Here is a 14,219-nt window from a genome sequence, read left to right as displayed (position 1 = left end):
AGTCAGGAGTCGTCACTACCGAAACAAATTTTACTCTTACCCCAAACTCATTTGGCAGTTAAGGACTCATAACGACTTAAAAAGATAAAACACAGATAACTTGATCAACTAATATCATTTTTTGAATGATAAGCCACTTATCATTCCTACGAAAGTAGAAATACGCATCAGATAAAAATATATTTCTGCATTTTCAATCTGAAATATATATAAGCTCGTCATAAGTCATATATACCATAAAAGTTATTGCACAAGTAAAAGTTATCAAGGTGTAAATAACTCCTAACTTACCTTTCCCTAAATTATAATCTTTTATCTGCGTAATCCGTATAGTCAATGAAAGATAACTTTTATATCCGTACCCCCATAATTTGCATTACAAAATTTACCGGCGGAATAATAATTTTCCCTATAATATTCCAACCCAACAAAGTCGTAATGATAATAAACGCAAACAAATACATCATTCCTTTGCGTTCTTGCATTGTCCATTTATAATATGCCTGATCGGTTAAAAACATTCCTATTACTTTGGAACCATCTAAAGGGGGCACCGGAATCAGGTTAAAAAAGGCAAGCAAGAGATTGAGATAGATCACAAAAAAACAAATATATTGGATTACAAAGGAAAAACCGCACAAATGAAAGATCAAGGCAAAGAAAATTGCCACCAGAAAATTGGATAGAGGTCCCGCTAATCCTGTTAAGCCAGAATCTCTTTTTAAGTTCTTAAAATTATAGGGGTTAAAAGGCACCGGCTTGGCATAACCATATATAAAACCGCAGGTTAAATATAAAAACAACGGCAGAATTACAGTTCCAAACCAGTCAATATGTTTTAACGGATTCAGAGTTAAGCGTCCGGCTCTTTTAGCAGAATCATCACCCAGCCAGTATGCCATTAAAGAGTGGCTGAATTCATGAATAATAATGCTGTAAAAAACCAGAAAAATTATAACAGCATTTACCAGCAGTTTAATAACCTTGGGACTGATCATATCTTCTTTATCTTTATGTAATTACGCTTTCCCGCACGAATAATATCTCCATCTTTAAGATTAACTACAGCATCAAAAGCAGTAATTTTCTCTCCGTTTAGGGAGACAGCTCCACCTTGAATGAGACGTTTTGCTTCACCGTTTGTAGAGCATATTCCGCTATCCACCAATAAATTAGACAGTTTACAGCTGTTTTTGCTTACCACAAATTCAGGAATATCATTCGGCACTTCTCTCAGGGAAAATTGTTTTTCAAAGGCATATTCCGCTTCTTTTGCCTCTTCTGCGCTATGATATAAAGTAACAATTTCCCTGGCTAAGCGTTTTTTAATTAGCATCGGATTAGTTCCGGATTCCAGTTCTTTTTTTATTTTTTCAATTTCTTCTTCCGGCAAGGTGGTGGCATAATAGAAATAGTTCAAAATAATATTATCCGGAATGGACATCACTTTACCGTATTTTTCTGTGGGTGGATCAAATACGGCAATATAGTTATTAAGAGATTTGCCCATTTTATTCACGCCATCCGTGCCAATCAAAATGGGGGATAAAATAGCCACTTGTTCTTCCATCCCAAAATGACTCTGCATATCTCTACCACAAAGAATATTAAATTTTTGTTCTGTTGCTCCCAATTCTACATCGCTATTAACAGCAACGGAATCATAACCCTGCAAAACAGGATACAAAATTTCATGCATTCCTAAAGCTAAACCCTGTTCATAGCGCTGACGAAAGGTTTGATGTGCCATAAATTGAGCTAAAGTAAATTTCCCTAATAGTTTAATTACATCACTCATTCCCATTTTGCCAAACCATTCACTTTGGTAGCGAACTTCCGTTTGTTCCTTCTTCAGAACGGTATATAGTTGTTCCATAAATTTTTCACTGTTTCTTTTTACTTGTTCAGCAGATAAAGGGGGACGGCTTTCATCACGACCTGTAGGATCACCAATTTGAGCTGTAAAATCACCTATTATGATCACTCCGATATGACCCAAATCCTGAAATTGCCGCATTTTCCGAATAGGAACCAAATGTCCCAAATGCACATCGTAACCCGTAGGATCAATACCATATTTTATTCTCAGCGGTTTTCCGGTTTTTTCCGCTTTGGCAAATTTGGCTTTCAATTCTTCCAGAGTGATTATTTCTTCTACACCTCTGCTGATTAATTTCAGTTCTTGTTCAAATGCCATTTAACCATCCTATTTTCAATAAAGTAATTACAAAGGACAAGACAGAAGAAGCGGATATTTGTCAAGGTGAAAAGGGTAAACAAGTGAAAGGGTTAACAAGTTAACAGATGAAGTAAAAAGGGGGAAAAGTAGAAAAGTGAAACTTAAAATGAACATCGTAAATAACTGAAAATTAGTTGAGATGGTTTAGACCACCGGAAGGTTGAAATCCTCGTCAACCTCTCATAAAATATGAACCTATCAATCTAATATTTTCTTCGTCCCCAAAAATTCTCTAACTACTTCTAAATAAATATAATTCCATTTTCTTCCTTAATAGCATTGCTTACCCATTGCTAATGGCATTAGTAATGGGTAAGCAATGCTTCAGTAATTCAAGTTGGAAAAAGCTGAGATACCCTGAAAATAGTGGACTTTATTTAATCCACATAATGCAGTTGAAAAAAAATGGCAGGAAAAAATATAGAAAAAAATTATGCACTGCCTTCTTCCGAGGGGCTTACGCACCCTTCTACATCATTGTGTCGCCCTCAGGAGCTTTTTTTTAGAGGAAAAGAGAAAAAGAAAAAAAAGTCGGGGATTTTATTTTACGAGGGGCTTACGCACCCTTCTACATCATTGTATCGCCCTTTGGGGCTTTTTTTAGAGGAAAAGAGAAAAAGGAAAAGAAGTCGGGGCTTACATTTTCCGAGGGGCTAACGCACCCATCGCTATCATTGTGTCGCCCTCAGGGGCTTTTTTTTTAGAGGAAAAGAGAAAAAGGAAAAGAAGAAAGGGCTTTTATTTTACGAGGGGCTTACGCACCCATCGCTATGATTGTGTCGCCCTTTGGGCTTTCAAAAAATCACAACCTTCTCAACCTTCTCAATCTTATCAACCCTCTCAACCCTATCAACCTTCTCAACCTTCTCAACCTTATCAACCCTCTCAACCTTTTTTAACGAGGGGCTTACACATCCATCGCTACGGAAATTTCGCCCTTTGGGTTTTCAGACCTACTACATTAATTTGGGATTAGTATAAAAACATTGAAAATAAATAAATTAATCCCTAAAATCTCTTTAATCCTGTTCCACCCAGCCCTATTAAATCCGTGTAATTCCTTATTTATATGTAAAATCCGTATTTTTAATAACTGTGTAATTTTTGTAATCTGTGCAAGGTAAAATTATCAGTCCCCTAAAGAGATTCCCAATCCCCGGGCAGTTGCCACAAGATCGGAATTTAGGTCTATATAATTATATTTTTCAATGGCTTCAGTGATGGGAACAGCAACAATATTGGGATGGCGATAAGCCACCATAGAACCCCATTTTTCCTGTAAAACCAGTTCAAATGCCTTCACTCCAAACTGAGAGGCAAGGATTCTATCAAAGGCATTAGGAGTTCCACCCCGTTGTAAATGTCCTAAAATGGTTACCCGAATATCAATTGTGCAGCCGGCATTTTTAAGTTCTTGAGCCAAACGCAAACCTGCCCCTCCCAGTTTAATTTTCATAGCTCCTGGTTCATCACTTTCTACAAAAGTCATATCTCCATCTACAGGTCTAGCACCTTCAGCAATTACAATATTGGCAAAATCGTGTCCTCTATCAATCCGTTCATTGATGGCTTGCATAATGTTTTTGATATTATACGAAATTTCCGGAATGAGGCAAACCTCTGCCCCACCTGCAATTGCAGAATGAAGCGCTATCCATCCGGCAAAACGACCCATAACTTCTAAAATTAAAATACGATGATGACTGGCTGCAGTAGTAACAAGTTTATCTACTGCATCGGTAGCAATATCCACTGCAGTTTGAAAGCCAAAGGTAAAATCTGTTGCCGAAAGATCATTATCTATGGTTTTGGGAACACCAATAACCGGACAACCCAGCTCAAAAAGTTGCTGTGAAATGCGTTGAGAACCGTCCCCTCCAACATTGATTAATGCCTCAATATTTTGATAACGGAGGCGGTCTAAAAAATCCTGGGAGCGATCTACAGTAGTCCAGGTACCATCCGGATTTTTAATGGGCCAGTTGAAAGGACCCCCTTTATTGGTAGTTCCGATAATAGTTCCCCCCTGAATATGAATTCCTGCAACCTTTTCGGGAGTGAGTTCTATGATATGCATAGGGTCTTTTAAAATACCATTAAAAGCATCAATGCTGCCTAAAACCTCCCAGTTATGTTCAAAAGAAGCTCTTTTTACGATAGCTCTAATAACGGCATTGAGACCAGGGCAATCACCTCCGCCGGTAGCAATAAGTAATCTTTTTTTCATAATTCCGCCTTTTTTTAGGTTAATAAATAAAGCCCCCGAATTTTGGCTGATTAAATATCTCTCTTAATAAGAACACGATAACCGGAAAGTTCTTTAAAGCCAAATTTTTCGTATAGATGCCAAGCAGCAGGATTATCTACATTCACTTCCAATTTCAGTTGATAACCATATTCCTTTGCTAGCGAAATACATTCTTCCATAAGTTTGGTTCCGATGCCTTGATTTTGTTTATTTGGAACAACTGCCATATGATGGATATAAAGTCGTCGGAAATCATTAGTTACCCATACAACGCCAACTACTTTTTCATTTTCCTCTGCAATAATCAGGATTCCCGTTTGTTGCAGATTTTCTTGCAGGGATTCAAAGGAATCCTTGCGTTCCGGTTTATTGATTCCTGTTTTTTCCCAAAGAGTAGATACCTCTTCATAAATTTTTTTGTTTAGCTCTTTGATGCGCTTAATAGAAAGCATTTTAACCGAATTCCTGCATTTTGAAGATATCGGGATGCCGGGTAAAACGAAATACGGTATCCCAGACAACGACAAATAATACACTTGGATCATTATCCACCATCATTAAATAATATCCTTGAGTGTGTTCAATAAATTTGAGTTCCTGAGTGCGGTTACCGGTTAAATAAAGTTTTACGGTGCAATAGGGATTTTTAAATTTTTCCGCATATTCCGCTTGGGCATTATCTACAAAGATATAGGTATTCAAACTTTCCAGGATATTCAGAATTTTCAGCATTGCCCGGTTTGCCGGATGGATTTTAAATTCATTGTGGGCATCCTGAAAAGTCCATTGAAGACCATTTCTGGTAAGGGTATATTTATTTTTGGGATGAGTAACTTCAATTTTTAGCAATTCTTCTTCTTTATGACTAACGATATGAGGAGAACGCCAGTTGGAAAGGTCTGTATTATAATTATTAGTAACTTTAGCTTTCAATTGATAGATTTTATCGGAACCGGCATAACGGAAATAATCATAAGGATTATCCAAATTGCTGAAGAGAGTATGAATGCTTTTTTTACCGTCACTTACAATTATATGCAATGCCTCTTCGTCTTTCTGGTGAAACTTTTCAATCGCTTCTTTACCCGTTCCCATAGGAGTTTTAGCATATTTTGCCGTAATCACTTCCCGGAACAAATCGCGAATTTTTAAGCTATCGGCTTCCCAGTTAACAGGATAAATTAGTTTCCAGATATTATTTTGCTTAACCATTTTTAGAGTATCTTGTGCATCGTAAATCTCAATTCGGTTGATGGATAAAGTATCCAAATCAAAAACCCGGGCAAGTTTTTCCTGAGGTCTGTTCGTTCTTAAAACGAAATATAAACCTATTAGCATAAGCAAAACAAGCAGTAATATTAATTTAGATTTCTTCATTTTTAAACTCTTTGGTGCGTTTACGATGTAATGATATTATGCCTCCTACGGCAATAAGAATTAAAGAAGGTAATAAAGTAGCAATAATTTTTACTTCCATTTTGATTCTGCGTTCCGTTTTTGCTGGATCACCCCAAAGGAGATTATTTTTATGCATATAATAAGCAATATCCAAAATGCTTTCCTGTAAATGGCGGGAACGGATATTGATCATATCCTCACGCCCCATAAGCCAATCCACAGCATTTAAGATTATCTGATAACGATTTTCATAGATGGGCTTATCGGGATCAACATAAAGTTCCCTATCTCCGAAAATAACAATTTTACCATCTTTCACTTCAGAAACAAAATCCGACCTTTGAAACTGCGGTTTCTCTTTAAAATAGCTTTCCATTCTGCCTTCAACAATTGCCCCTAAAGGAATTGGAGGATTTACAAAAACATCCGGATCGGGATTGAAAAACAAACGGGAATCCAACTGATAATCGGGTCCTTCTAAAAGAGCACTGCGAGTGGAAGTGGCAAGAATGGTTTGAAATTTTAATCCCGGCTTTCTATTAAAAATAATTCCATTTCCCATATAAATGATAATGTTGGACATATTGCGAGTGATAGGATGTTGTGAACCGCGTAAAACAGGATAAATAGGAAAAGAGATATTGGTATCCACACCCATTTGTCTGGAATCGCAAAAAATATCCATAGCTATGTCACTGCTTAATTTTATGCCGTTATTTTCCAGAAAATCAAAAAGATTGGAATGTATTTCCATTACTGTTTCGCCATCAGAAAAGATTTTATCAGCCAGAACTACCAGTTTTCCTCCCTGCATTAAAAACTGGTCTAAATTGTAAAGCTGGGTAATAGATAAAGAATCATAACCCGAATGAACTATCATAACATGTGTTTTTGGTGGTGGTTCCAGCAGATTGGTAAAATGAACATTATAATTGGAGTAAAGTTCATTTTCATATTTCTGCCTGGGCATCAAAGTATAGAGAGTATCCACAAAAGCAGTAATATCGGGCAAAGTATAACGCGTAATTTTCTGAATTTTCAGGGTCATTTGATATTCCAGCTGATTTTGCATTTTAGGCAACACATTCATAGATTCAAAATTGCCCTGATATTCAAAAACCAATCCGTAAATAACTTCTTTTGTAGTGGTCTTATCATTTTCAAAAATGCGGAAATACATAGCCCCGACTCCATATTGCAGAGCTTTGTTTTTGAGGTCTTCAGGACTTGGTCCGTTTATAACTTCATAATGAAATTTGCCTTTCCCCGCTTGTTTATATTCTTCTAAAAGGTCTTTAACATAACGGTCTAAAATCAGCATAGCCGCGGGTAATTCTTTACTGGAGTAAAGCTTAACTACCATATTATCTTGCAAATTACTTACTGCATCCTTGCTTACCTGAGAAAGTGAATATGCTTTATTCTTAGAAAAATCCCAACGCACTCTGGCATAAGAACCGATTAGCAAAACCATTAAAACAATAGCAAGCTTAATAAGCAGGTTGGATAAAATGGAACTGGTCTTTTTTTCTTTTTTCATTTTATTTTTCCTGCATCAGGTTTTTGCTTTGGAGATTAAATTGAGCCAACAACGCAAAAATAACCGTAACAGCAAGGAAAAAGAGAATATCACGACTGTCTATAAGCCCTTTCAAAAAACTGTTTAAATGATAATCAAAACTGAAGTATTGCACAATTGGCACCAGACCAAAAGGTAATAGCGGTAAAAGAAACTTCAGTAAATAAAAAACAGCAGAAAAAAGTAAAGCCAAAACAAAAGCCAGAATTTGATTGCTGGGAAAACTGGAGGCAAAAACTCCGATGGAAGCATAAGCCAATCCTGCTAAAATAAGACCTATATAGCCGCAAATTATGGCTCCATAATCAATTCCCTCTCCGAAAATAACAATAATCCCGAAGAAAACAAGAGAAAGAATAATAATTGTAATAATCTGGAATAAAGCCGATAAAATTTTCCCCCAAACAATAGAAGAAAGCTTTATCGGTAAAGTGGAAAGCAATTCTAAAGTTCCGGTTTGCCTTTCTTTGGCAATGCTTCCCATTGTGATAGCTGGAATATAAAAGAGAAAGATAATATGGATAACTTCAAACAAAAAACGCAATTCCGCTCGGGCAATTTTGAAGGCCATATTGGAAAAAATAATGCCAATAATCACCAAAAACAAGATGTAGACAATATAAGTGGAAATTGAATGCAAAGCAAGTTCATATTCTTTTTTAGCAATAGTGAAAACTGTTTTCATTGCTCTTCCCCATTATCTTCTGTTTCAGCGGGTTTTGTTTGTTCTTCTTCCATAAATTCTTGTTCTGTAGATAACTTTTCTTCAATTTCGGGCTCATAATAGTTTTCTATAGTAAGCTCATGGAAAATAGATTCCAAACTCATTTTGCTAGTAGAAAATTCTAAAATTAACCAGCCCTTATCTCTGATAAAACGGGAAAGCTCTTGGCGTAAATCAAATTCGGAGGTTTCATCAATACTATTCTTATCACTTTCATTATTGGTGATTGATGAGGAGATCAACCTTCCGGAGGTTTCATAAACACAAACTTTGCAGGTGGTTTCATTCCGTGAAAGAATATCCAGTTCCACAAAAGGATACTCTTTTAGAAAATCAGAAAAATCTACATTTTCTCCCTGCACTTCCAGAATTAACATAGTGCTTCTTTTCAGATAATTGGGCAAGTTTTCTATATTATCATCAACAATAATTTTACCTTTATTAATTATTACAACCCGATCACAAAGTGCCTGAACTTCCTGCATAATATGACTGGAAAGCAAAACCATTTTCTCTTTGCCTAATTCCCGTATAAGTTCACGAATTTCAATTATTTGATTGGGGTCAAGACCGGAAGTAGGTTCATCTAAAATCAAAATTCTGGGATCATGTAAAATTGCCTGTGCTAAACCGGTTCTTTGACGATAGCCCTTGGAAAGGGTTCCTATTCTTTGATACAAGACATCTTTAAGTCCGCAGTTTTTAACTACAAAATTCAGGCGTTCCCTAAAATAATCCCGTTTCAATTTCCGTAAAGCGGCAAAATATGCTAATAATTCCACTACTGTCATTTCGTCGTATAAAGGATTTTGCTCCGGTAAATAGCCAATCTGTCTGCTGGCTTTTAAGGGATCGGTAAAAATGCTTTCGCCGTCAATTTCAATATTTCCGGAACTGGGTTGCAAATAACCAACAATCATTCTAAGAGTTGTAGTTTTACCAGCTCCATTAGGACCTAAAAAACCGACAATTTCTTTATCCTGAATGCAGAAACTGATTTCATCAACAGCTTTGATGTCTCCGAAATATCGGCTCAGCTTATCTATTTTTATCATTTTACATAAACATTTTATTATTATTGGTAACCGGTTCGTTCAGCAAAATTATATCTCCTTCTTTAAGCCCTTCTATCACTTCCACTTGCAACAAATCATTAGTACCAAGCTTTACAGGTGTGGCAACAGAATTGGGAGCCGAAGATGTTTTCTCCTTGCTTTTGGTTTCTTTAGACGGACTTTTAGTGTCTTTAACCAGATAAACAATATCCTGATTTAAATCGTTACTGAAGACGGCTCGGATAGGAATTACCAAAACATTTTGGCGCGAATCAGCCAAAATAGTTACATTTGCTGTCATTCCCGGTTTAACAACTTTACCGCTGGCATTAAGATTAATTTCAATGGGAAAGACCTTGGCATTATTTTCTATAATTGCCTGCGGTGCAATTTTTACCACCTTGCCATTGTATTGTTCATAAGGAAGAGCATCCAAAGTTATTTCTGCACTCTGATTCAGTTTAAATTTGGAAATATCTACTTCGTTGATGTTACTTTTTACAATCATCTTATTTAAATCGGCAATTTTCATAATCACAGTACCTTCACCAAAACTGGTTAAACTGGATTGAACCATTTCACCTTCGTTAATATTACGTTCAATAACAACTCCACTGGCGGTAGCATAAACATGAGTTACTTTTCCCGGAACATCCAGATCGCGAATCATTTCATATTGACTGCTGGCTTGAGTATATTCAATTTCTGCCTCTTTTAAGGCATCCGATGCCTTATCATATTCTTCCTGCGAAATAAATTGTTTTTGCAGAAGAATAGTTTTATCAGCCAAATCCTTACGCGCATTTTTCAAGTTCATTTCCGCTTTTTGCAGCATTGCCTTCGTATTGAAAAGAGTATTTGCCTGATTATAATCCGGTTCAATATCGGCAATTATCTGTCCGGAAGTAACATAATCATTTTCCCAGGCATAAAACTTGACAATTTTCCCGCTTACTTTGGATTTTAGGGAAACCACAACTTCCGGTTGAACTTCACCTGTAATTTCTATGCGGGAAGAAATATCTCCCCGTTTAACGGTATAGGTTTCTGTCTCTGTAGGTTTGACTGTTTCAGTTTGCTTTTTCTTACCGCAGCTTTTTCCCAAAAACAAAACCAGCAGAATCAGAAGCACTATAACTATAATTATCCACCATTTCTTACGCATAATACCTCTTCTTTTATAGTATCTGATAATATAAAACAAAGGTTGAAATAGCAGAGATTGTGTCAACTTAAAAAAGGTCTGGAGGTCTGGAGGTCAAGAGGTCTGGAGAAAATATTTTTTAGGGTGGACTTGGCGTCTTGGGGTTTTCAGTGTAAAATAAATCTGTGCTCTCTGTTTAAATTTGAATAATCTGGGAAAGACGATATATAAAACAATAAGAATTTTGATTGACTTATACCTTGCTATAAAAAATAAGGTATTTTACGAATATTTATGGTGGGACAATGAACAAGCTTTTTATGCCCGAACTGGTAAAGATTGTAGAGAAGTTCGAGAACAAAAATGCCTGCCTGCAATATATGGCAAATTTGCTATCGGAAAGCGGCTGTTTAAGTTTTCCAGACCGTTTTCTGGCAGCAGTTAAAGGAAGAGAAGAAATAATGAGCACGGGTATAGGGAAAGGGATTGCTATTCCCCATGCCAGGGACTTAACAGTTAGCTGTTTAAGGATAGCTGTCTGTTTAGTGAAACAGGATTTGGATTTCTCCAGTGTGGATAATTTACCTGTGCATTTGGTTTTTATGATAGCCGTTCCCCAAAGTTCCAATCAGGATTATATGAAGATTTTACGGTCATTATCGGAATTTTTGAGGCGGGAAGAAAACAGGGAAACATTGTTACAAGCCAAAGATGAAAGGTATTTGTATGAAAAAGTTCAATTTTTGGAAGAAGAACTACTTCCTCAGCTTGGCGTTTAGTATTCTTTTTCTAATGCCATTGCTGGCACAGCATCAAGATGCCGGAACTACCGGTTTTTCTACATTAAAGATAATTTATTCTGCCAGAGCAAACGGAATGGGACAAGCAATGCTGGGAAGAGCAAAAAATTTTGATGGTATGCAGTTTAATCCTGCATCCATAATCAGAGTTCCCAATCAGGGTGTTTTTACTACCTTTGCAGACCATTTTGTTGGTTCCGGAGGTGGTTCGGTAAGTTATGTAGTTCCAAAAAATATATACACTTCTTATGGATTTTATTTAAACTATTGGAATTCGGGTTCTATAGACAGGACGGATGTAGGGACAAATGGCGAATTTATTGAACTGAATGATACCTTTAATGCCCAAGATATATTAGCCGGCTTTACTTTGGCAAAATTCGTAAGCCCTGCTTTGGATGCGGGAGGTAGTATAAAATTTGTTTTAGACCAAATAGATGATAAATCAGCTTCTGCTGTCTTAATTGATATCGGTATTTTACATCATACTGCTAACGAAAGAATAAAAGTAGGTCTATCGGCGAAAAATTTGGGTTTCCAAATTAGCCACTACAGCGATAAAAAATACGATGAAGGAATACCATTTACTTATGGTGCAGGTTTTGGAATAGATGTGGGGAAAAATACTCTGCTGAATATAGATATTACTAAAGCCAACGGAGAAAACTTTATCGGTAAATTTGGAGTTGAACAACAAATTCATCCTTCCTTAGTTCTAAGAGGCGGATTTAAAACTAATGCCGGGGACTATTATCTGGGAGGAAATATGGAATGGACTTCCGGAATAAGTTTAGGAGTGGGCTGGATTTGGAAAAAAATTGCCCTGGACTATGCTGTTGCTTCTTACGGGGACTTAGGATTAACCAATCAGGTAAGTATAAGATATAATATTGAATAACTATATAATAATAATTTATGATTAGGATAGAATTTGGAACGAAGCCGGTTTTTACTTGAATTGGGATGTGAAGAACTCCCGGAAAGACAGATAGAAATTGCCTGCAACGGTGTCAGCTCATCTTTTGGGACTTTTTTGAAAAGTAATAAACTATACTGCGGTTCTTATAAAGTGAGTGGAACTCCTCGCAGGATATATTTGGATGCTCTGGAACTGGATACTCATCAGGAGGATGAGGAAATTTTAAAGACAGGACCTTTAGTCAGCGTTGCTTACGATGAAGAGGGCAATCTAACACCTGCAGGTAAGGGTTTTTTAAACAGAAGCCAGGCAAAGGAAGCAGCAATATTTATTCAGGAAACAGAGAAAGGTAAGTTTCTGGCAGTAAAATATATAAAAAAGGGATTAGCGACAGTTGAGCTGCTGAAGAGCTGGATTCCGGAAATGATTGTGCAGATACCATTTGAGAAAAAAATGGCTTGGAGCCAATTAGGATTAATTTTTTCCCGCCCTCTGCGCTGGTTTTTAATTCTATGGAATAATAGGCCTTTAGAGTTGGATTTTGGGGGAATACCTTGTGGGAATATTACTTACGGAAATCGTTTTTTGGGGTTGGAAAAGTCCATTACTATTAATAAAGCAGAGGACTATCTTCCCAAACTGCTTGAACAGAAAGTAATAGTTGATATTGAAGAGCGCAGAAAAGAAATAATTACCCAACTGGCAGCTATTTTTCCGGAAGACAATTTTAAAGTTATAGAAGACCGTGAGTTAGTAGAAACGGTAGTCAATTTGGTAGAATATCCTACTGCGGTTGTTGGAGAATTTGAAGAAAAGTATCTTTCCCTACCGGATAAAATTATTATCAGCACAATAAGTCAAGCACAAAAGTATTTTGCGGTGCAGGATAACCAAGGTAAATTAAGTAATAAATTTGTATTTATTTCCAATGGTAATCCATCTGCAAGTATGATTATCAGAAAAGGCAATGAGAAAGTAGTAAAAGCACGCCTAGCAGATGCTTTATGGTATTGGAATGAAGATACAAAATATCCGCTGGAACATTGGACGAGGCATTTGGACAAGGTTATATTTCAAGCAAAATTAGGAACAATGGCTGATAAAACCAAACGCATAATGCAATTGGTAAGTGCCTTAGCGGATGAATTGAAGATAACAGAAGAACAAAAGAAAAAGGCAATTCGTTGCGCAGAACTCTGTAAAGCAGATTTGGTTACTAATATGCTTGGAGAAAAAGAATTTACAAAACTTCAGGGATATATCGGCAAACAATATGCTATTGCTTCGGGAGAAGATCGGGAAATTGCAGAAGGTATATTTGAACACTATTTACCAAGAGGTTCGGGTGATGAACTTCCTTCAACATTGTGTGGAGCAATAGTTGCTATTGCAGATAAAATGGATACGGTTGCCGGAATTATTGGAATTGGAATGATGCCAACGGGAAGTGGAGATCCTTTTGCCCTCCGACGCGCTGCTAATGGTGTTGTGCAAATTATCAGTTCCCGAAAATGGGATTTGGATTTGTTCTCTTTTGCCGATAGAGCTTTGGAATTAATTGGTAAACAGACAGAATTAGACAAAAAGGCAAAAAAGAATTTGCACAGTTTTCTGGAACAAAGAATTACTGGATTGCTGAAAACAAACGGCATCGCTTACGATGTGATAGAAAGCGTGATGCATATTGATAAAAGCCATTTGCACGATTTGGAAAACCGGGCTCAAGCATTGAATGCATTAAAAGGTAAAGAGGACTTTATTCATCTGGTGATTGGTTTTAAGAGGGTAGCAAATATTATTGCCGAAACACAGGATTTTGTTCCCTTTAATAAAGATAAACTTGTTGAGCCGGAAGAAATTAACCTTTATGAAGCTCTGCAGACATTACATCAGGATATTGATTCCGCTTTACAAAACAAGGATTATCCTTTGGCTTTACAGTATTTGATCAAGTTTGGAAAAGTTATAGATGCCTTTTTTGACGCAGTTTTGGTAAACTGCGAAGATGATGAATTACGCAATAATAGACACTCCTTGCTGAAAGAAGTAAAAAAAGAATTTTTAAGAGTTGCAGACCTATCGTTGATAGTTCTGGAAACGGAACAATAGGAAG

13 protein-coding genes are annotated in these 14,219 nt (G+C 36.6%); 4 read left to right on the top strand and 9 right to left on the bottom strand.

What is annotated here, in order from left to right; genetic code table 11:
* Positions 1-350: 350 nt before the first annotated feature.
* Both CLOAM_RS02985 and tyrS read right to left on the bottom strand, forming a co-directional pair.
* Entirely contained in the window at positions 351-998 is a 648-nt protein-coding gene (locus CLOAM_RS02985) for a site-2 protease family protein (protein ID WP_015424373.1), read from the bottom strand.
* A complete protein-coding gene (gene tyrS, locus CLOAM_RS02980) occupies positions 995-2,197 on the bottom strand; it encodes a tyrosine--tRNA ligase (protein ID WP_015424372.1) in 1,203 nt (400 codons plus the stop codon). Before tyrS ends, CLOAM_RS02985 begins: the two co-directional genes overlap by 4 nt.
* 718 nt (positions 2,198-2,915) lie before the next feature.
* Here tyrS and CLOAM_RS09800 point away from each other — a divergent pair.
* Positions 2,916-3,215, top strand: coding sequence for a hypothetical protein (locus CLOAM_RS09800; protein ID WP_173307537.1), 300 nt, complete (start codon positions 2,916-2,918; stop codon positions 3,213-3,215).
* Positions 3,216-3,368: 153 nt separating this feature from the next.
* Here CLOAM_RS09800 and CLOAM_RS02975 read toward each other — a convergent pair whose 3' ends face one another.
* The 7 genes from CLOAM_RS02975 to CLOAM_RS02945 are packed head-to-tail and all read right to left on the bottom strand — an operon-like array spanning position 3,369 to position 10,408.
* A complete protein-coding gene (locus CLOAM_RS02975) occupies positions 3,369-4,466 on the bottom strand; it encodes a 6-phosphofructokinase (protein WP_015424371.1) in 1,098 nt (365 codons plus the stop codon).
* A gap of 50 nt (positions 4,467-4,516) precedes the next feature.
* On the bottom strand, positions 4,517-4,939 hold the full coding sequence (locus CLOAM_RS02970; protein ID WP_015424370.1) for a GNAT family N-acetyltransferase: 423 nt from the start codon (positions 4,937-4,939) through the stop codon (positions 4,517-4,519).
* 1 nt (position 4,940) lies between these two features.
* The gene (locus CLOAM_RS02965) at positions 4,941-5,864 is read right to left on the bottom strand and encodes a DUF4340 domain-containing protein (RefSeq protein ID WP_015424369.1); all 924 of its coding nucleotides are present in this window, start codon (positions 5,862-5,864) and stop codon (positions 4,941-4,943) included.
* On the bottom strand, positions 5,851-7,425 hold the full coding sequence (locus CLOAM_RS02960; protein WP_015424368.1) for a GldG family protein: 1,575 nt from the start codon (positions 7,423-7,425) through the stop codon (positions 5,851-5,853). Before CLOAM_RS02960 ends, CLOAM_RS02965 begins: the two co-directional genes overlap by 14 nt.
* Before the next feature lies 1 nt (position 7,426).
* On the bottom strand, positions 7,427-8,149 hold the full coding sequence (locus CLOAM_RS02955; RefSeq protein WP_015424367.1) for an ABC transporter permease subunit: 723 nt from the start codon (positions 8,147-8,149) through the stop codon (positions 7,427-7,429).
* Entirely contained in the window at positions 8,146-9,243 is a 1,098-nt protein-coding gene (locus CLOAM_RS02950) for an ABC transporter ATP-binding protein (protein ID WP_015424366.1), read from the bottom strand. Before CLOAM_RS02950 ends, CLOAM_RS02955 begins: the two co-directional genes overlap by 4 nt.
* A 1-nt stretch (position 9,244) precedes the next feature.
* Complete coding sequence (locus CLOAM_RS02945) at positions 9,245-10,408, bottom strand: efflux RND transporter periplasmic adaptor subunit (protein WP_044278866.1); 1,164 nt, start codon at positions 10,406-10,408, stop codon at positions 9,245-9,247.
* Between the two features lie 284 nt (positions 10,409-10,692).
* Here CLOAM_RS02945 and CLOAM_RS02940 point away from each other — a divergent pair, with 284 nt between their 5' ends.
* From CLOAM_RS02940 to glyS, 3 genes are read left to right on the top strand one after another with little or no spacing between them, the layout of a single operon-like run.
* Complete coding sequence (locus CLOAM_RS02940) at positions 10,693-11,166, top strand: PTS sugar transporter subunit IIA (protein WP_015424363.1); 474 nt, start codon at positions 10,693-10,695, stop codon at positions 11,164-11,166.
* A complete protein-coding gene (locus tag CLOAM_RS02935; RefSeq protein ID WP_232502702.1) occupies positions 11,114-12,085 on the top strand; it encodes a PorV/PorQ family protein in 972 nt (323 codons plus the stop codon). Before CLOAM_RS02940 ends, CLOAM_RS02935 begins: the two co-directional genes overlap by 53 nt.
* Positions 12,086-12,118: 33 nt before the next feature.
* The gene (gene glyS / locus CLOAM_RS02930) at positions 12,119-14,215 is read left to right on the top strand and encodes a glycine--tRNA ligase subunit beta (RefSeq protein WP_015424361.1); all 2,097 of its coding nucleotides are present in this window, start codon (positions 12,119-12,121) and stop codon (positions 14,213-14,215) included.
* The last annotated feature ends 4 nt before the right edge of the window (positions 14,216-14,219 follow it).

Source organism: Candidatus Cloacimonas acidaminovorans str. Evry (assembly GCF_000146065.2).
In the GTDB taxonomy this organism is placed as follows: domain Bacteria; phylum Cloacimonadota; class Cloacimonadia; order Cloacimonadales; family Cloacimonadaceae; genus Cloacimonas; species Cloacimonas acidaminivorans.
This window is presented reverse-complemented; position numbering and strand designations above follow the sequence as displayed.

Excerpts from the sequence above, each read along its gene's own strand:
- CLOAM_RS02985 (WP_015424373.1), bottom strand. The coding sequence starts at position 998 with ATGATCAGTCCCAAGGTTATTAAACTGCTGGTAAATGCTGTTATAATT.
- CLOAM_RS02940 (WP_015424363.1), top strand. The coding sequence starts at position 10,693 with ATGAACAAGCTTTTTATGCCCGAACTGGTAAAGATTGTAGAGAAGTTC.
- CLOAM_RS02975 (WP_015424371.1), bottom strand. The coding sequence starts at position 4,466 with ATGAAAAAAAGATTACTTATTGCTACCGGCGGAGGTGATTGCCCTGGT.
- CLOAM_RS02965 (WP_015424369.1), bottom strand. The coding sequence starts at position 5,864 with ATGAAGAAATCTAAATTAATATTACTGCTTGTTTTGCTTATGCTAATA.
- tyrS (WP_015424372.1), bottom strand. The coding sequence starts at position 2,197 with ATGGCATTTGAACAAGAACTGAAATTAATCAGCAGAGGTGTAGAAGAA.
- CLOAM_RS02935 (WP_232502702.1), top strand. The coding sequence starts at position 11,114 with ATGAAAAAGTTCAATTTTTGGAAGAAGAACTACTTCCTCAGCTTGGCG.
- CLOAM_RS02970 (WP_015424370.1), bottom strand. The coding sequence starts at position 4,939 with ATGCTTTCTATTAAGCGCATCAAAGAGCTAAACAAAAAAATTTATGAA.
- CLOAM_RS02955 (WP_015424367.1), bottom strand. The coding sequence starts at position 8,149 with ATGAAAACAGTTTTCACTATTGCTAAAAAAGAATATGAACTTGCTTTG.
- CLOAM_RS02950 (WP_015424366.1), bottom strand. The coding sequence starts at position 9,243 with ATGATAAAAATAGATAAGCTGAGCCGATATTTCGGAGACATCAAAGCT.
- CLOAM_RS02945 (WP_044278866.1), bottom strand. The coding sequence starts at position 10,408 with ATGCGTAAGAAATGGTGGATAATTATAGTTATAGTGCTTCTGATTCTG.
- CLOAM_RS02960 (WP_015424368.1), bottom strand. The coding sequence starts at position 7,425 with ATGAAAAAAGAAAAAAAGACCAGTTCCATTTTATCCAACCTGCTTATT.